Here is a 16,992-nt window from a genome sequence, read left to right as displayed (position 1 = left end):
TCTGTTATGTTTACAAATGGTCATTCTTTTAATAAAATGATAAATATAAATCGTAATTATTACGCTTTGAATACGTTTGAAATAAAGAAATGGATGGTCGATCGCATGAATAAAGTGGAGATTCATATATTAGGTGGTTTTTTAGGTAGTGGAAAATCAACATTGCTACAAAATTTATTGTTAGCAGAGAAAAAGAAAAATAGAAAAGTTGCAGTATTAATGAATGAAATTGGTGAATACTCGGTAGATACAGATATTATTGGAAAAGAGAATGTTTTAAGAGAACTTCTGAAAGGATGTATTTGCTGTACGCTAAAAGAAGAGCTTGAAATACAGTTGCATTCGTTATATCAGCAAGAAAGACCAGATGTCATTTATATAGAAACGACAGGTGTTGCGCATCCAATTGAAGTGTTAGATGCATGTGTATCACCAATTTTAGCACCTTTCTTAGAAGTGAAATCCATTGTAATCGTTTTAGATGCAGTAAGATGGTTAAATCGAAGTGTATTAAGTGCAAACGTTCAGCAATTATTGCATGAGCAACTGAAGTTTGGTAGTCACATTTTAATTAATAAATCAGATTTACTAACAGATGCGGATAAGAACAAAGTAATAGAAGAAGTGAAAGTGATAAATAATCATGCGAAATTGTTTGAAACAAAATATTGTAATATATCTTTAGAAGACATAGAAGAAGCTGAATTTACGAATGATGGGGAACATGAGACACTACATGTAAAACAGCATTTACATATACAAACGATGACGTATCAATTTACGAAATCGATTGATCAAGACAATTTATATGAATGGCTTTCAAATTTACCAGACAGTATTTATCGTGTAAAAGGTTTTGTGAAATTTCATGGGGACAAATATCCTCACTTATTCCAATACTCGTTCGGGGTACCGACTTTACTGGAACAAGACTTCGGGTTCCCAACGAACTTAGTAGTAATAGGGGAAGGGCTAGATAAGAAACAATTGGCTGAAGGGTTAGAGAAAGTAGAAAATAATTCTAACTAACATTAAAGGGAGCTGTCCCATAAGTTGCTGAAAACGACTTATGGGGCAGTCCTTTTATTTTTTATGAATAAGCATATATATACTTGTATTCATTTTAAATAGTTACTCTTTTAGTATTTTCGTTTTCCAAGAGAAACATTTACACTAGTACTAGAGTCTCTTCTAAATTCAATTTTGCGACCATCTAATTCTGTTGTTCGAGAGCTTGCAGTAGGGTTTTTAATTAGATTGTACAGATTATCCGCTTCAGTTGGTAGTAGTGTATTGAGAATTTTTTTCACTGGCTCGTTTAATACAGGATCATCACTATGAATAGACATTCTATATGCGCTGTCATCATAGGGAGAAAAATTAAAATACATAATGCCATCATATGTTTGACCAGTTTTAGTATATACATAGTTATAATCGGTTTTTAAAAATCCAGAATCAATTAGTATATTCTCAATTTCTTTATACTTATCCTCATCTTTTGCAGGAATAGAATCAGGAATAAAATAAGGGTTTACATTAATTGCTTTATACATAAACGTTGCAAATTGTTCTCTTGTTACATTCATTTCTCCGCCATATTTATAGTCTCCAATTCCTTTTGTAATGCCATTACTATACAATGAACGAACAGAGTTTGTTGCCCAAAAATTATTTGGAACATCATAGAAAAGGTCATTTGTTTTTACAGGTAGATGAAATGCTTTTTGTAAGATAACAGCCATTTCATATCGAGTTAATGTATCATCAGGTCTAAACTTGTCAGTGTTACTGTCCCCTGTCATAAGTCCTTTTTGAGCAACTGCTTTAATATTGTTTTCAAACATATGCCCATGAATATCAGAGAAATGTTTATTTGTAGATCCGGTATTTTCTAATTTTAAGTATCTTGAAATAATCGCAGCTACTTGCCCACGAGTTACATTGTCCCCAAATCCAAATTTTCCGTTACCATAACCACTAATAATCTTTTGCTCAGTTAGATGGTCAATCGAATCTTTAGACCAGTGATTCGTTGGTACATCAATGAAATGTTCAGTTTGTGCATGAGCATTCGTTGCACCAAATAATGTGGCGGTAATTAAGCCTGTTGCGAGTACATGTTTAAAATTCATTATGATTCCTCCTAGGTATATAAAAAATTTTTCTCACTCATATCCGATACTTATAAGTGATAATCATTTATATATTATATTAGTATATTCCGATTTTGTAAAATATGGATTTATTTTCATAATATTTCTTAAATGTATATGGTGTTATGATAGGGTGGGAAGTGTAAAAAATTCAACTGACGGGCGTTTATATATTCTGATTAGGAATGCATTATAAAATGCTCATTAATTAATAGCTAGTCAAAAGAAGCCGATCTTTATTGGGGTATAGAAAGACAGTTGCAGATTTTGTCTAACAATAATAATTGTAAAATTCAGAAATATATTTATAATCAAATCTAAGAGGTGATTCAGGTGTCAGAAAAGATAATAATGGATGTAAAAAATCTAACAACAAAAGGGTTAGAAACGAGAGAGAAGTTATTGTGTGCTGCAGAAGAGGTGTTTGGTAGTAAAGGATATTACGAGGCTTCTATCGTGAATATTACACAAGAAGCAAAGGTAGCGCACGGAACTTTCTATAATTACTTTCCATCTAAAAAAGATATATTTGATGAATTGATTCGCAGATTGAACCGTGAGTTACGCCTAATTATTAAAGAAGAAATGAAGGGAATATCAAGTTATGAAGAGGCACAAAGAAGAGGTTTTCAGGCTTTTTTTCGGTGGGTGAAAGATCGACCTAATCTATATAACATTGTACAACAGGCAGTAGTTGTTGATGATAACTTATATAGATGGTACTATGCAAAGCTCGCAAATGGATTTTTAAAAAGTTTATCGGCTGGTATGGAAGCGGGAGAGTTTAAACAACTTGATAAAGAAACAATTGCGTATTGTCTTATGTCAATTGGGCAATTTTTAGGAATGCGATGGGGTTATTGGGAAGAGAAAGATGTTCCGGAAGATGTATTTGAAGCAGCGATGTCATTAATATTTGAAGGGTTGAGAAAGAGATAAGGGAGTGGAGAGAATATGCAAGGCATTGCTTATTGGATTGAAAAAAGGGCCTATTTACATCCAGATCGCATTGCCATTATTACAGAAGAGGAGGAAATGACATATAAGCAGTTATATGAGTATGTAAGTAAAGTAGCCGCATATTTCATTTGCGACTTACATGTGCAAAAAGGAGAAAGGATAGCTATTTTATCACAAAATAGCTTGGAATATATCGTTCTTTTGTTTGCTATAGCAAAAGTAGAATGTATTGCTGTTCCACTAAATATACGGTTAACAGAAAATGAACTTATCTTTCAGTTGAAAGATAGTGGAACTACATTGTTATTTGTAGAGGAAACATTTCAAAATATGGCATTGTCAATGCAGAAGGTATCGTATGTACAAAGAGTTATTTCGATTACAAGTTTAAAAGAAATAGAAGATAGAAAAATTGATAACTTTGAAGAGATAAATGAAAGCGCATCCTTTATTATATGTTATACCTCAGGGACAACTGGAAAACCGAAAGGAGCTGTACTTACACAAGACAATATGTTTTGGAATGCACTAAATAATACATTTGCGATTGATCTAACTATTCACGATCGCTCCATTGTATTACTGCCTTTATTTCACATTGGTGGGATTGGTTTATTCGCATTTCCAACTTTATTTGCAGGTGGTGTAATTATTGTTCCAAGAAAATTTGAGCCAACTACAGCTCTTTCCATGATAGAAAAACATAAAGTGACTGTAGTGATGGGAGTACCTACAATTCATCAAGCATTAATAAATTGTTCAAAGTTTGAAACTACAAATTTACAATCAGTTCGCTGGTTTTATAACGGTGGTGCTCCATGTCCAGAAGAGTTGATGAGAGAATTTATAAATAGAGGATTTTTATTTGGTCAAGGCTTTGGTATGACTGAAACATCACCAACCGTATTTATGCTTTCAGAAGAAGATGCAAGACGTAAAGTAGGTTCAATTGGAAAGCCTGTTCTGTTTTGTGATTATGTACTTATTGATGAAAACAAAAATAAAGTTGAGATTGGTGAAGTTGGAGAGCTACTTATAAGAGGACCAAATGTAATGAAAGAGTATTGGAATCGGCCAGATGCAACAAAAGAAGCGATTCAAGATGGTTGGTTATATACGGGAGATTTAGCTAGAGTTGATGAAGATGGTTTTGTATACATTGTCGGTAGAAAAAAAGAAATGATAATTTCCGGTGGTGAAAATATTTATCCACTTGAAGTAGAGCAAGTCATTAATAAGCTTTCGGACGTATATGAGGTAGCGGTCGTTGGTAGGCAACATGTAAAGTGGGGAGAGACTCCAATCGCCTTTATTGTGAAAAAGAGTAGCAGTGTATTAACTGAAAAGGAAGTCATTGAACATTGTCGTTTATTTCTAGCAAAATATAAAATACCGAAAGAGATTATTTTTCTAAAAGAATTGCCTAAAAATGCAACTGGTAAAATTCAAAAAGCACAGTTAGCAAATCAATTGAAAAGTAGGTGAAGAGATGACGATGTACAGCACGGGTCAAAAGGCGTCATGTAGTAAAACAATAACAGAAACGGATTTTGTATTATTTGCAGGTTTAAGTGGGGATTTTAATCCGATCCATATTGATCATGAGTATGCGAAAAAAACTAGATTTAATCAAAGAATAGCACATGGTTTACTAACTTCTAGTCTATTATCGCAATTGCTTGGTATTCATTTACCTGGAGAAGGATCCGTTTATATGGAGCAAACTATTAAATTTACAGCGCCAGTTTTTATAGGAGATACAATTACAGCAACGGCTACAGTACAAGAATTTATGATGGAAAAGAGAGTTTTGAAATTGTTAACAGAGTGTCATAACCAAAAAGGAGATTTAGTATTAACAGGTGTAGCTACAATGATGGTGCCAAAAGAAGGAGGAGTAGTCTAATGAATATTGGGATTGAAGCGACTGGTGTTTTCTTTCCAAAAGAAGTAGAGACGGCTGCAGACTTATCTAAAAAAACTGGTATCCCTGAGCACATTATTATAGAAAAGTTTGGATTATATGAAAAACATGTCGCAGATGAAACGATGCATGCATCAGATTTAGCTATTGCTGCTGCAAAGCCAATATTATCACAAGTAGATCCTCAATCTATTGATGTAGTCATTTATTTTGGCAGTCCACATAAAGATTACCACGTATGGTCTAGTGCCCCAAAAATTCAGCATGAACTTGGATTGAAAAATGCTTATGCTTTTGAAATTATGAATGTTAGTTCTTGCTTTCCTATTGCTCTCAAAGTCGCAAAAGATATGCTCTACTCCGATAACTCAATTGAAAATATATTATTAGTAGGTGGATGTAAAGAATCTCAAATTGTAGATTATGATAATCCACGCTCGCGTTTTATGTTTAATTTCGCTGATGGCGGAAGTGCAGCTTTAGTGAAAAAAGATGCTAGAAACGGTGAAATATTAGGAAGTGCGATTATAACAGATGGTTCATTTCATGAAGATGTTCGTATTCCAGCAGGTGGATCAAAGCAGGTTGCGAGCTATGATACAGTTGAGAATCGACAGCATTATATTGATGTAATAGATCCTAATAGTATGAAAGAACGTCTAGATCGGGTTTCAATCCCTAATTTTGACAAGGTGATTCGGGAGGCGTTAAGAAAAAGTGGGTTAACTCCTAAAGATATTAAAGTATTGTTACCACTGCATACAAAACGTTCTATGTTAATAGAATTGATACAGGGACTAGGGCTAGAGGAAGAACAAGTTGTATATTTAGATCATTATGGACATATGTCAGCGCTTGATCCTTGCATTGGTCTTCACTTTGCAAACGAACAGGGAAAATTACAGGCCGGAGATATTGCAGTAGTAGTTAGCGCAGGGACTGGGTATACGTGGGCAGCTACTGTGATTAGGTGGTAATAAAGATGAATTTTATCAAAAAAATTATATGTTGTTTTTTCATTGTTACTGTGAGTCTAGGGATGTTTGCTTCTTTAGGAAGTGCCTCTGCTGTAAAATATGTGAAATCATGGGGAAGTGAGCTAGATACTTCTAAGTTATTAAGGACACCAGTGGCGATGGCAAGGGATGCAAAAGGATTTTTGTATGTTGTTGATATGGGGAATAATAGAATTTTGAAAATAGATAAGAATGGAGAAGTTGTTGATGCTATAGGAACTTTTGGTGAAGGTCCGGGACAGTTTAATATGCCATTTGGTATTGCTGTTGATAAAGAAGGTAATATTTTAGTTGCGGATACAGCGAATTATCGTATTCAAAAATTTAATGAGGAGTTTCAATTTATTAAAAGTTGGGGCACAAAAGGTAAAGGAAGTGAGCAGTTCTCGTTTCCTAGGGAAATTGCAGTAGATAGCGATAACAATTACTATATTACGGATGAATACAATCATCGTATTCAAAAATATAGCCCGGATGGGCAGTATATTCAAACAATAGGGAGTTATGGAAAGGCGAATGGAGAAATGGCTTTACCACAAGGAATCGCGATAAATAAACAGGACGAGGTCTATATTGCAGACACATATAACAATCGTATTCAAGTGTTTGATAAAAAAGGGGAGTTTCAACGAGTAATCGGAACAGGAAGTGCAGGTTTAGGTCCATATCAATTCTACCATCCAAGAGGAATAAATTTTGACTCAATATCTGGATCGCTATATGTAGCAGATACATATAACAATCGGATAATGAAATTTACAAATAAAGATCAATTTTTATATACAGTAGGTAACTTTTTTCAGTTTGTTTATCCTAATCAAGTTCTTCCGGATAGTAAAGGGAATATCTATATAACGGATACGGGAAATAATCGTGTACTTTTATATAATGAGGTAGGCCTAACAGCGGTAATGAAGAAAACCCTAGGTAATGAAAGGAATGGAAATACACAATATGCAGGACCTTATGATGTCGAAAGAGACACGAATGGAAATGTTTTTGTATCTGATTCCTTTAATCATCGAATTTTGAAATATGATATATCTGGGAAGGTTGTTGGGAAGTGGGGAAGTTTATTTGGTGCTGGTGGACCATTAGGATACGGAAGTCTTCCGGGACAGTTTTATGTTCCAAGACAAATTGCAACGGATCGTTACAATAACGTGTATGTATCTGATTCTGTAAATCATCGTATCCAAAAATTCACCAACTCAGGGATAGTGCTTGCTTCATATGGTTCATTTGGAGTATTACCAGGTTTTTTTCAATTTCCATCTGGAATAGCTATTGATAGTAAAGGAAACATATTTATAGCTGATTCAGAAAATCATCGTATTCAAAAGTTTAATCCATTCTTTGTATATATGAAAGAATGGGGGAGAAAAGGAAGTGGAGAGGGAGAGTTTTTTCAACCTATGCAATTAGCAATTGATTCAAAAGATAATATTTATGTTGTTGATCGGATTAATAATAGGGTTCAAAAATTTGATAATGAGGGTAATTTTCTTACAAAATGGGGTACAAATCATGGAGCCGGAAACTTAGATCCACTAGAAAATTGGAGAGAGGGTTCAGGAGATCTTTTTTTGCCAATAGGAATTGAAATCGATATAAATAATACGGTGTATGTTACAGATACTTCTAATAATCGTGTGAATATTTATAATGAAAATGGGGATTTTTTAGAGTCTTTTGGAAGTTTTAATGGTATGCCAGGGCAGTTTTTCTCGCCACAAGGAATAGATGTGGATAGCCAAGGGAATATCATTATTACAGATGGTTTACTCCAAAGAATTCAATTTTTTAAGAAAGCTAATTAATTTTGGATACTCAAAATTAATTAGAAAGGATAGAAGTTTAATAGAGTGGGAATGCGGTTAAAATATTTATATCAAATTGTAAAGGTGTTTAATTGAAATCGTAGAAGATACATGTATACTAACGATCTCGTTTATATTATTCAAAGAAAAAGTCATAATTACGGTTGGGTAACTTTGGCGTGTTTGATTCTATCAGAAAGTAAAATATGGGGAGGATCACAATGTCGATGAAAAAACGTAAATGGCTAAGAATGGTAGCTACTGGTTGTGTTTTAGGTTCGTTATTCATAACGGCAGCTTGTTCAGGAAAGAAAACGAGTACAGAGGATGAAAAGACGATTAAGGTAGGGGTTCTTGCTTCATTAACAGGACCGTTAGAATCATATGGAAAACAAACAGTGAACGGATTTGAATTAGGGTTAGACTATGCAACGGGCGGAACTGGGAAAGTGGAAGGAAAGAAGATTAAGTTTGTTGTAGAAGATACAGAAACAAAAGCTGATGTAGCGGTTAAAAAAGCTACGAAGTTATTAGAAGAAGAGAAAGTTGATTTTTTAGTCGGATCGTCTAGTTCAAGTGATACATTAGCGGTTTTACCACTAGCTGAAGAATATGAAAAAATAATGGTTGTAGAACCGGCGGTAGCTGATAGTATTACCGGTAAGAACTGGAATAAATATATTTTTAGAACAGGTAGAAATTCATCTCAAGATGCAGTCGCTGGTGCGGCAGCAATTGCTAAAAAAGATGTGAAAATAGCAACGTTAGCACAAGACAATGCATACGGCCGTGAAGGAATTGCAGCGTTTAAAGCTGGAGCGAAGAAATTAGGTGCAAATATTGTAAATGAGCAATATGCTGATACAAATTCGACTGACTTCACTGCTAATATTCAAAATATCATTAGCTCAAAACCAGATTATTTATTTATCGTTTGGGCAGGGGCGAATTCACCTTGGAAACAGTTGAAAGATATGAATGTGGAAGCGCAAGGTATTAAAATCTCTACCGGTGCACCAGATATACCGGCATTGAAAACGATGGATGCATTAGTAGGAATGCAAGGTTTTTCCGTGTATTATCATACACTCCCGAAAAATAAGGTGAATGATTGGTTAGTGGAAGAACATAAAAAACGATTTAATGGTGCGGTGCCAGATTTATTCACAGCAGGAGGAATGTCAGCGGCAATTTCTATTGTCGAAGCGTTAAAGAAAACAAAAGGTGATACAGATGTAGATACATTGATTAAGAAAATGGAAGGAATGGAATTTGATACACCGAAAGGAAAGATGAAGTTTAGAGAAAAGGATCACCAAGCGATGCAGACACTTTATTCTATCACGTTGAAAAAGCAAGATGGTGTTGACTATCCAGTGCCAGTATTAGAGCGAGAATTAACGATGAAAGAGACAGAGCCACCAGTTCAAAATAAATAGACTGAATTTTCTGTTGTTTTTTGTATAAAGAGGGGATCCCCTCTTTGTACGTATTTTTTTCATACTTAAAGCTTTAAAGGGGGGATTTCATGACACATTTGCTAGAAACGAAAAATCTTAGTGTATCTTTTGGCGAGCATCATGTTATTAAAGATGTAAATTTAACTGTACAAAAAGGAAAGCTCATTTCTATTATCGGGCCAAATGGTGCGGGTAAGACAACATTATTTAATTTACTAAGTGGACAGATTTCACCCACAACAGGTGAAGTGTATTTTAAAGGGCAAGATATTACAAAACTATCGATTTCAGATCGAACACGCTTAGGAATCGGTCGCTCTTTTCAGCTTACAAACATATTCCCAGAATTAACGGTACTTGAAAATGTCCGTTTAAGTGTTCAATCATTCGTACAAGATTACTATAGTTTTTTCCCGAGTCCAGCAAAATTAAAGCAACAAGTTGGAGAGGCGAGACGTTTCTTAAAAACAGTATTACTTCAGGAGAAAGAGAATGTATTAGCAAAAGATTTGGCACATGGAGAGAAAAGAAAGCTAGAACTTGCGATGTTATTAGCTTTAAAAACGGATGTGTTATTACTTGATGAGCCGACGGCAGGTATTTCGGTTGAGGAAGTCCCAGCTATATTACAAGTGATTGAAAATATTAAGAAACATCCAGAGAGTACAATTGTACTTATTGAACACAAAATGGATATGGTACTAGGTTTGTCAGACCATCTAATCGTTTTATTTCATGGAGAGTTATTGGCTGAAGGTTTACCCGAAGAAATTATGAAAGATGAGCGTGTACAAAGTGCTTATTTAGGGGGATTATATAGTGGCACTATTACAAGTGAATAATATAGAGACGTATTTAGATCAGTTTCATATTTTACAAGGGGTATCGCTTACTGTTGAGAAAGGGACAATTACTGTACTGTTTGGGAGAAATGGGGCAGGAAAGACTACGACGTTACGTTCGGTTATGGGGTTTCACCATATCGCACATGGTGAAATTTATTATGATCATACACAAGTAAATGGACTATCTACGCATTTAATTTCAAGAAAAGGAATAGGGTATGTACCAGAAAATCAAGGTATTTTTCACGATCTGACAGTAGAAGAAACATTCGCTCTTGCTAGAGGAAAGGGCGAAGAAGCAGAAGAGAAAATCGAGTGGATGCTTGAATTATTTCCAGATTTAAAGCAGTTTTGGCATAAAAAAAGCGGGCTCTTAAGCGGAGGACAAAAGCAAATGCTAGCAATTTCAAGAGCGTTTATTAATAGTGATGGTTTATTACTTATTGATGAGCCGAGTAAAGGCTTGTCCCCCATTATGATAGAAAAGTTAATGATAGCCATTTTAAAAATGAAAGAGAAAACAACAGTTTTACTCGTTGAACAAAATTTTATGATGGCTAGTCAAATTGGTGATTATTTTTATATTATGGATAACGGAAAAATTGTTCATAACGGTTTTATGCATGAATTAAAAGAGGATAAGGAAATGTGTCACAAATATTTAGGAATCTCTTAACATGAATCCGGGGTGAGAAGGATGGATGTGTTAATCAATTTATTTGTAAATGGGATTTCAACAGGGATGCTCATTTTTTTATTAGCATCAGGTCTTTCACTTATTTTCGGTTTAATGAGTGTTCTAAACTTCGCACATGGTGGTTTATTTGCGTGGGGAGCATTTACAGGTGTTTGGCTATTTAATATGACAGGGAGTTATGTATTAGCTTTAATTGGAGCAATAGCTATGGGAATGTTCCTTGGATTTATTTTAGAAAGATTCCTTATTAGACCGGTATACGGAAATCATGTTCGACAGCTTCTTGTTACACTTGGAGGAATGCTTGTACTTAGTGAATGTATTAAAGTATTTTGGGGACCAAATCCAATTGGGGCAAAGTTACCGTTATGGCTACAAGGAAGTTTTACGTTCGGAGGCGTTATATTAATTAAATATCGTCTATTCGTTATCATAATTGGGGTTATCATATACATTGCCTTATTATTATTGCTCAAAAAAACAAAGATAGGTCTTATGATACGCGCAGGTGTAATAGATAAAGAGATGGTTCAAGCGCTCGGTATTAACGTAAAAGCGATATTTTCTTTCGTCTTTTTATTAGGCGCAGGAATGGCAGCGTTGGGAGGCTTCTTATTAGCACCGTATTCAGGCGTTATTTTCGCCGAGATGGGTATGCAGTATGCAATTTTAGCGTTCATAGTAGTAATCATTGGAGGGTTAGGAAGCGTACAAGGTTCAGCCATCGCTTCTTTAATTGTCGGATTAGCTGGTGCTTTTACAGCGTATTTTATACCGGATTTATCACTTGCAATCAATATGTTAATGCTACTATTTTTCTTAATCGTGAAGCCAAATGGACTTGTTGGTGAAAAGGGGTGAAATGGTGAACAGCACATCAAATCGAATTAAAGTATACTTCGGAGTATGTATGCTCATTTGTTTAAGTGTATTTCCATTCGTAAATGATTCACGGAGCTTGTTAATTTTGTTCACTCAAATCTTCATCTTTGCTATTTTTGCAATGAGTTTTGATGTATTGCTTGGATATACCGGAATTGTATCGTTCGGCCATTGTATGTTCTTTGGAATCGGAGCATATGGCGTAGCGCTTTTATTTGATCGGCAAGGAGTATCTATAACAAACTTTTTAATAGGACTAGTAGCTGCAATCATCATTTCAGCAATTGTTAGTTATATAATTGGCTTGCTTTCTTTACGGCTGAAAAGTCATTTTTATGCAATGTTAACACTTGCTATTTCACAGTTGTTTTTCGTACTTGCTGAAAAATGGCGTGGGCTCACTCACGGAGGGGATGGTTTTACATTTGGCGTACCAGACGTACTCCGTGATCGTTTTACGTTTTATTATGTAACACTTATATGTTTACTTATCATTTTTGTTCTCTTACGTCTTTTCACCAAATCTTCTATTGGAAAAGTATTAAAGGCAATTTCACAAAATGAGCAACGTGTTGAAGCACTAGGATATAAAGTTCTTCATTATAAAATTATTGCTAGCATTGTTGCAGGAGTAGTAGCTGCAATTAGCGGTGGTTTATTTGTTATCACTTTACGTTTTGTTAATACAACTGTATTTTCAATTGAAATGACATTAAATGCATTATTGATGACTATGATTGGAGGCGTTGGAACGTTAATAGGAGCCATTGCAGGAGCTGGAATTATTGAATCCCTAAAATATTATTTATCAGAACTAGCTACAGAGTATCCGATCTTTGAACGATGGACGATTATTCTTGGTGTATTGTACATTATCGTATTGCTAGTTTTCCCGAAAGGATTAGTTGGCACGGTTAAGGGACAGAAGAATATGAAACGGAATAAGAAGGAGAAAAGTGCAGAAGTGGAGCAAAATGTGTGAAAAATCAATTGTATAGAATATGAAAATCCCTCTTTTAGATTCGTAAAGGAGGGATTTTTATTGCTGTATGTAAATTTAGTTCGTTTATAGATATTATATTAATCAAATAGTTCATCGGGGATTTGTTTGAAAGAATTTTGATTCGTAAAGAAATGAACAGCTAATTTCTCAATTGGAACATCTTCAATTGGTACTAATTTATCATTTTTAATCGGTAAAAAGGCTATTCCTTTTCCGTCCTGAATAAACTCTTCTATAAGCGAATAAGAATCTAATTGTTGAAGTTGACGCTGAGATAAATTATTTTCTTTTAGAAATTGTATCGTCTTATTCCTAAAAGGGCACTTTTTGTCATTACTAACGAAGAAGAGTTCCTTTGAAAAGTCAATGGTACACTTTTCTTTCGGTTTTAATAAGCCGATAGAAATTAAAGTGGAAAATACTTTTTTGAACGATATGTCTGGGTAATCCTCATAAGTAATGACCATATCAACTTTTTGTTGCTGCAGTAATTTTTGCAAATGACTACTATTTTCTACATATATTTGATAACTCCTAAAATTTTCTTTAATGCGCTTGCTTACATAATTAGTCAAAATAGATTGTGATGTTGCGATTATATAAGAAGACCCACTCGTTTTAATTTTATCTTTTGCTTCTTCTACTAGCGTTAATATTTGATTTGTATAGTCTAATAAAATGTCACCAGAAGGTAATAAAGAAACGCCTTTGTTATCTCTATGTAGTAAAGGTGTTTCTAACTCTTGTTCTAATTTTTTAATTCGCTCAGTTACGTTCGGTTGAACATACCCTAACTCTTTCGCAGCTTTACTAATAGAACCTTCGCTAGCCACAGTTTTGAATATAATAAGATCATTTATTTCCATTTATCACAGCCCCTTATACGATATCATTATAAATGATACCAAACATAATTTATACCTATTTTACGTTAGTCAATCATCGGTTTATCATTGTGTATATAAGATGGAAAGTGAGTGATAAACATGATTGGAATGCAATATAAGGTCATTTTGCCAAAGGATTATGACATGGATATTATTAGAAAAAGGGTAGAGGATAATGGATATAAAACGGACGGGTTTCAAGAATTGAATTTCAAAGCGTATTTAATTACTGAGGCGGGTAAGGAAGGGAATTTCTATAACTGTTATGCACCTTTATATATTTGGAATGGTCATGAAGGAATGAACAAATTTATCTTTGATGGGTATTACGATAATATTTTACAATCTTTTGGATGGCAACAAATAAATATAGGTGTTCCATTAGTTGTTAATGTAAAGGGTAATTTTAAGAAATGTAGATATGTTGTTGAATATGAAGGAAGTATTTCTCCAAGTGAATCATTGAGTGGGATTCAATCTATCATTGTGGATCAAAAGGTAGAAAATTGTTTAGGAAATGTAATAGTATATAATCCAGATAAATGGGGATATAGTCAGTTTAATTTTTATGAAGAGAAGCCTGATATTACAGCGAATAAAGGTGTTACATTATATGAGATTTTGCACATTTCACGATGAAAACTTGTTGAAGTTAAATTAAGAAAAAGGAATGACAATGTATGCCTTTTGTGAACGTCTATTATCATGAAAATAAATTAAATAAAGAAGAAATCAAAAAGATAAGTGAATATATTCATCTTTCATTAATTGAACATTTTAACATCCCTGAAAATGATTTCTTTCAAATGTTTTTACCCTATCAACAAAATCACTTTTTATATAATCCATATTATTTATTAGAAAGAGGAGAAAAGAGAACAGAGAATATGATGTATGTTTCTATCACATGTGGACCGGGAAGAACAATAAAACAGAAAAGTGATCTATATCAGTCGATATCCTCGAAGGTTTCTGAATGTTCTAGTATAAAAAGTGCAAATATTTTTATTACGGTAAATGAGACATCTGCAGAAAATTGGTCATTTGGTCAAGGAATGGCGCAATTGATAAAAGTGAAGGGGGAGTGAAATGATGAATGAATCCATTGGATATTGTATTCAAGAGAAAATGAGAGAAATGGCACCTGTATTTGCACATTATAGTGAAGAGATACTGTTCGGGGAAGTGTGGCGAGATGACACTTTAACATTACGAGAAAGAAGTTTATGTACTGTGTCAGCACTAATCAGTCTTGGTAATACAGAACAATTACCATTTCATCTGAAGCTAGCTAAACAAAATGCGATTATGGAGAATGAGTTGGTTGCATTAATAACACATATGGCTTTTTATGTTGGTTGGCCCAAAGCAGCGGGAGCTTTACATATAGTAATGAATGAAATGGAAAGTTAAGAATAACGATAAGAAAGAATTCATTTAAACATGAATTCTTTCTTATCGTTATTTATGCAATAATTTAATGAGATATTTTTCACGTTTTCTCTTGCTTTTTTATCACTTGTGTAGTAAAGTGATAGTGAGATTCACGATAGGAAGTGATCAAACATGCGTGATAATACGATAGGATCATTAATATGGTTACGTTTAATACGATTTACGAACCAAAGTAATCAGATGTCAAATGAGTTTTTAAAACGTTTTGATTTAACGACTGCTCAATTTGATGTGCTTTTGCAAATACGTACGTATCAACCACTAACACAAATGGAGTTAGCTGAAAAGGTAACTGTTACACAAGGCGGTATTTCTCGAATGTTAACGCGTCTTGAAAAAGAAGGATATATTGTACGAAAACAAGATTGGAAAACGAAAACAATTAGTCTGACAGAGCAAGGGGAAGCGGCCTTAGAGAAAGCATTGCCAGAGCAACTTGCATTTCAATCATCGTTTTTTGATGATGTATTAAATGAAGAAGAGCAGAAAATGTTATACGAGCTAATGACGAAAGTTCATAAGCATAGTGAAAAAAAAGAATTACCGCAAGAGTAATTTTTTTTACAATATCAATTGACTAATCAAGTGATATTGTAAGCAATAGGGAAAAACATTTGACTTACAAATGTTTTTAAAAGAGAAACTAATAATACCTCATCAAAGGAGAGAGTAATGATGGAAAAATACCGTATGAATACAAGTAAAGGAATGGAGTTTGGATTATATTCAATTGGGGATCATGTTTTAAATCCACATAACGGAGAGAAAATTAGTGCTGAACAAAGAATTCATGAATTAATTAAAACAGCAAAGTTAGCGGATGAAGCTGGACTTGATGTATTTGCTGTCGGTGAAAGTCATCAAACGCACTTTACAACGCAAGCTCATACGGTTATTTTAGGAGCTATTGCGCAAGCTACGAAAAATATAAAAATTGCAAGTTCAGCAACGATAATAAGTACATCTGATCCGGTACGAGTATACGAGGACTTTGCTACACTTGATTTGATTTCTAATGGACGTGCAGAAATTGTGGCTGGTCGTGGATCCCGTATTGGGGGATATAGTTTACTTGGTTATGATGTGAATGATTATGAAGAGTTATTTGAAGAGAAGATGGATCTTTTATTAAAAATTAATAAAGAGGAACATGTAACATGGAATGGACAGTTCAGGGCACCGCTTGCGCATGCATCGGTTATTCCAAGAGCTAAAAATAATAACTTACCAATTTGGCGTGCAGTTGGTGGCCCACCAGCTAGTGCGATTAAAGCAGGACGTGCAGGTGTACCAATGATGATAACAACACTAGGTGGCCCAGCTATTAACTTTAAAGGATCAGTAGATGCTTACCGTGAGGCGGCTGCGCAAAGTGGATTTAATCCAGCGAGTTTGCCAGTTGCAACAACGAGTTTATTTTACACAGCAAAAAATTCACAAGATGCACTTAGTGAATACTATCCTCACATTAATGCTGGTATGCTTACGCTACGCGGTGGCGGGTATCCGAAACAACAATTTACAAATGCAATAGATTACCGTGACGCGTTAATGGTTGGTAGCCCACAACAAATTATCGAAAAAATGCTTTACCAATATGAATTGTTTGGGCAACAACGTTTTATGGCAGAAATTGATTTTGGTGGTGTACCATTTGATAAAATTGAGAAAAACATTGAATTAATTGCTACTGAAATTTTACCGGCTATTAGAAAACATACAGCAAAATAAATTAAAAAATACCGAGAGTCTAATGGATTCTCGGTATTTTTTAATTTATTTTAGTTTGAAAAAATGACAAAAAAGTGAATTTTTAATCTGAAAAGAGGAGGTTATTTCCTATTTTTGAATAACAATATTTCATGTTTGAATTTTAGAAATACATTT

General features: G+C 34.2%; 18 protein-coding genes. 16 read left to right on the top strand and 2 right to left on the bottom strand.

Features of this window, described 5'->3' with window-relative positions:
• Positions 1 to 105 precede the first annotated feature (105 nt).
• Positions 106 to 1,029, top strand: coding sequence for a CobW family GTP-binding protein (locus ACTFRS_RS08895; RefSeq protein WP_205689058.1), 924 nt, complete (start codon positions 106 to 108; stop codon positions 1,027 to 1,029).
• Positions 1,030 to 1,139: 110 nt separating this feature from the next.
• Here the strand turns inward: ACTFRS_RS08895 and ACTFRS_RS08890 are convergent, their stop codons facing one another.
• Positions 1,140 to 2,135, bottom strand: a complete 996-nt coding sequence (locus ACTFRS_RS08890) for an S-layer homology domain-containing protein (RefSeq protein ID WP_139867678.1) — start codon at positions 2,133 to 2,135, stop codon at positions 1,140 to 1,142.
• A gap of 354 nt (positions 2,136 to 2,489) precedes the next feature.
• Between ACTFRS_RS08890 and ACTFRS_RS08885 the strand changes: the two genes are divergently transcribed.
• From ACTFRS_RS08885 to ACTFRS_RS08840, 10 genes are all read left to right on the top strand, one after another.
• Entirely contained in the window at positions 2,490 to 3,095 is a 606-nt protein-coding gene (locus ACTFRS_RS08885) for a TetR/AcrR family transcriptional regulator (RefSeq protein WP_001290799.1), read from the top strand.
• Between the two features lie 15 nt (positions 3,096 to 3,110).
• Complete coding sequence (locus tag ACTFRS_RS08880; protein WP_139867675.1) at positions 3,111 to 4,601, top strand: o-succinylbenzoate--CoA ligase; 1,491 nt, start codon at positions 3,111 to 3,113, stop codon at positions 4,599 to 4,601.
• 4 nt (positions 4,602 to 4,605) lie between these two features.
• A complete protein-coding gene (locus tag ACTFRS_RS08875) occupies positions 4,606 to 5,022 on the top strand; it encodes a MaoC family dehydratase (protein WP_139867673.1) in 417 nt (138 codons plus the stop codon).
• On the top strand, positions 5,022 to 6,017 hold the full coding sequence (locus ACTFRS_RS08870) for a 3-oxoacyl-ACP synthase (RefSeq protein WP_139867671.1): 996 nt from the start codon (positions 5,022 to 5,024) through the stop codon (positions 6,015 to 6,017). The genes ACTFRS_RS08875 and ACTFRS_RS08870 overlap by 1 nt, the downstream gene beginning before the upstream one ends.
• A 62-nt stretch (positions 6,018 to 6,079) precedes the next feature.
• Positions 6,080 to 7,876: a 6-bladed beta-propeller gene (locus ACTFRS_RS08865; protein ID WP_139868136.1), complete on the top strand. Its 1,797-nt coding sequence runs from the start codon at positions 6,080 to 6,082 to the stop codon at positions 7,874 to 7,876.
• 221 nt (positions 7,877 to 8,097) lie between these two features.
• A complete protein-coding gene (locus ACTFRS_RS08860) occupies positions 8,098 to 9,315 on the top strand; it encodes a substrate-binding domain-containing protein (RefSeq protein ID WP_139867669.1) in 1,218 nt (405 codons plus the stop codon).
• 89 nt (positions 9,316 to 9,404) lie between these two features.
• Entirely contained in the window at positions 9,405 to 10,178 is a 774-nt protein-coding gene (locus ACTFRS_RS08855) for an ABC transporter ATP-binding protein (RefSeq protein ID WP_000149327.1), read from the top strand.
• Positions 10,156 to 10,857 (top strand): branched-chain amino acid ABC transporter ATP-binding protein, encoded by a 702-nt coding sequence (locus tag ACTFRS_RS08850; RefSeq protein WP_139867667.1) that lies wholly within the window; start codon positions 10,156 to 10,158, stop codon positions 10,855 to 10,857. Before ACTFRS_RS08855 ends, ACTFRS_RS08850 begins: the two co-directional genes overlap by 23 nt.
• A gap of 21 nt (positions 10,858 to 10,878) precedes the next feature.
• Positions 10,879 to 11,739: a branched-chain amino acid ABC transporter permease gene (locus ACTFRS_RS08845; RefSeq protein ID WP_242293703.1), complete on the top strand. Its 861-nt coding sequence runs from the start codon at positions 10,879 to 10,881 to the stop codon at positions 11,737 to 11,739.
• Between the two features lie 49 nt (positions 11,740 to 11,788).
• Positions 11,789 to 12,742 carry a branched-chain amino acid ABC transporter permease gene (locus ACTFRS_RS08840; RefSeq protein WP_440024590.1) on the top strand — a complete coding sequence of 318 codons (954 nt, stop codon included), beginning with the start codon at positions 11,789 to 11,791 and terminating at the stop codon, positions 12,740 to 12,742.
• 98 nt (positions 12,743 to 12,840) lie between these two features.
• Here the strand turns inward: ACTFRS_RS08840 and ACTFRS_RS08835 are convergent, their stop codons facing one another.
• Positions 12,841 to 13,629, bottom strand: coding sequence for a LysR family transcriptional regulator (locus ACTFRS_RS08835; protein WP_139867663.1), 789 nt, complete (start codon positions 13,627 to 13,629; stop codon positions 12,841 to 12,843).
• A 120-nt stretch (positions 13,630 to 13,749) separates the two neighbouring features.
• Here ACTFRS_RS08835 and ACTFRS_RS08830 point away from each other — a divergent pair, with 120 nt between their 5' ends.
• From ACTFRS_RS08830 to ACTFRS_RS08810, 5 genes are all read left to right on the top strand, one after another.
• A complete protein-coding gene (locus ACTFRS_RS08830; protein ID WP_139867661.1) occupies positions 13,750 to 14,289 on the top strand; it encodes a DUF4865 family protein in 540 nt (179 codons plus the stop codon).
• A gap of 41 nt (positions 14,290 to 14,330) precedes the next feature.
• A complete protein-coding gene (locus ACTFRS_RS08825) occupies positions 14,331 to 14,738 on the top strand; it encodes a tautomerase family protein (RefSeq protein WP_139867659.1) in 408 nt (135 codons plus the stop codon).
• A 1-nt stretch (position 14,739) separates the two neighbouring features.
• Positions 14,740 to 15,063 (top strand): carboxymuconolactone decarboxylase family protein, encoded by a 324-nt coding sequence (locus tag ACTFRS_RS08820; RefSeq protein ID WP_139867657.1) that lies wholly within the window; start codon positions 14,740 to 14,742, stop codon positions 15,061 to 15,063.
• 153 nt (positions 15,064 to 15,216) lie between these two features.
• On the top strand, positions 15,217 to 15,660 hold the full coding sequence (locus ACTFRS_RS08815) for a MarR family winged helix-turn-helix transcriptional regulator (RefSeq protein WP_001205518.1): 444 nt from the start codon (positions 15,217 to 15,219) through the stop codon (positions 15,658 to 15,660).
• A gap of 120 nt (positions 15,661 to 15,780) precedes the next feature.
• Positions 15,781 to 16,836 carry an LLM class flavin-dependent oxidoreductase gene (locus tag ACTFRS_RS08810; protein WP_000417590.1) on the top strand — a complete coding sequence of 352 codons (1,056 nt, stop codon included), beginning with the start codon at positions 15,781 to 15,783 and terminating at the stop codon, positions 16,834 to 16,836.
• Positions 16,837 to 16,992: the final 156 nt, after the last annotated feature.

This window comes from Bacillus cereus group sp. MYBK139-1 (assembly GCF_051916915.1).
GTDB classification, from domain to species: domain Bacteria; phylum Bacillota; class Bacilli; order Bacillales; family Bacillaceae_G; genus Bacillus_A; species Bacillus_A pacificus.
The sequence above is the reverse complement of the archived record's forward strand: the minus strand, read 5'-3'. Positions and strand labels throughout refer to the sequence as shown.

Bases quoted from the DNA above. Each gene is read 5' to 3' on its own strand.
- ACTFRS_RS08840 (WP_440024590.1), top strand. From the start codon at position 11,789: ATGCTCATTTGTTTAAGTGTATTTCCATTCGTAAATGATTCACGGAGC.
- ACTFRS_RS08855 (WP_000149327.1), top strand. From the start codon at position 9,405: ATGACACATTTGCTAGAAACGAAAAATCTTAGTGTATCTTTTGGCGAG.
- ACTFRS_RS08890 (WP_139867678.1), bottom strand. From the start codon at position 2,135: ATGAATTTTAAACATGTACTCGCAACAGGCTTAATTACCGCCACATTA.
- ACTFRS_RS08825 (WP_139867659.1), top strand. From the start codon at position 14,331: ATGCCTTTTGTGAACGTCTATTATCATGAAAATAAATTAAATAAAGAA.
- ACTFRS_RS08815 (WP_001205518.1), top strand. From the start codon at position 15,217: ATGCGTGATAATACGATAGGATCATTAATATGGTTACGTTTAATACGA.
- ACTFRS_RS08895 (WP_205689058.1), top strand. From the start codon at position 106: ATGAATAAAGTGGAGATTCATATATTAGGTGGTTTTTTAGGTAGTGGA.
- ACTFRS_RS08875 (WP_139867673.1), top strand. From the start codon at position 4,606: ATGACGATGTACAGCACGGGTCAAAAGGCGTCATGTAGTAAAACAATA.
- ACTFRS_RS08865 (WP_139868136.1), top strand. From the start codon at position 6,080: ATGTTTGCTTCTTTAGGAAGTGCCTCTGCTGTAAAATATGTGAAATCA.
- ACTFRS_RS08835 (WP_139867663.1), bottom strand. From the start codon at position 13,629: ATGGAAATAAATGATCTTATTATATTCAAAACTGTGGCTAGCGAAGGT.
- ACTFRS_RS08860 (WP_139867669.1), top strand. From the start codon at position 8,098: ATGTCGATGAAAAAACGTAAATGGCTAAGAATGGTAGCTACTGGTTGT.
- ACTFRS_RS08830 (WP_139867661.1), top strand. From the start codon at position 13,750: ATGATTGGAATGCAATATAAGGTCATTTTGCCAAAGGATTATGACATG.
- ACTFRS_RS08810 (WP_000417590.1), top strand. From the start codon at position 15,781: ATGGAAAAATACCGTATGAATACAAGTAAAGGAATGGAGTTTGGATTA.
- ACTFRS_RS08870 (WP_139867671.1), top strand. From the start codon at position 5,022: ATGAATATTGGGATTGAAGCGACTGGTGTTTTCTTTCCAAAAGAAGTA.
- ACTFRS_RS08845 (WP_242293703.1), top strand. From the start codon at position 10,879: ATGGATGTGTTAATCAATTTATTTGTAAATGGGATTTCAACAGGGATG.
- ACTFRS_RS08880 (WP_139867675.1), top strand. From the start codon at position 3,111: ATGCAAGGCATTGCTTATTGGATTGAAAAAAGGGCCTATTTACATCCA.
- ACTFRS_RS08820 (WP_139867657.1), top strand. From the start codon at position 14,740: ATGATGAATGAATCCATTGGATATTGTATTCAAGAGAAAATGAGAGAA.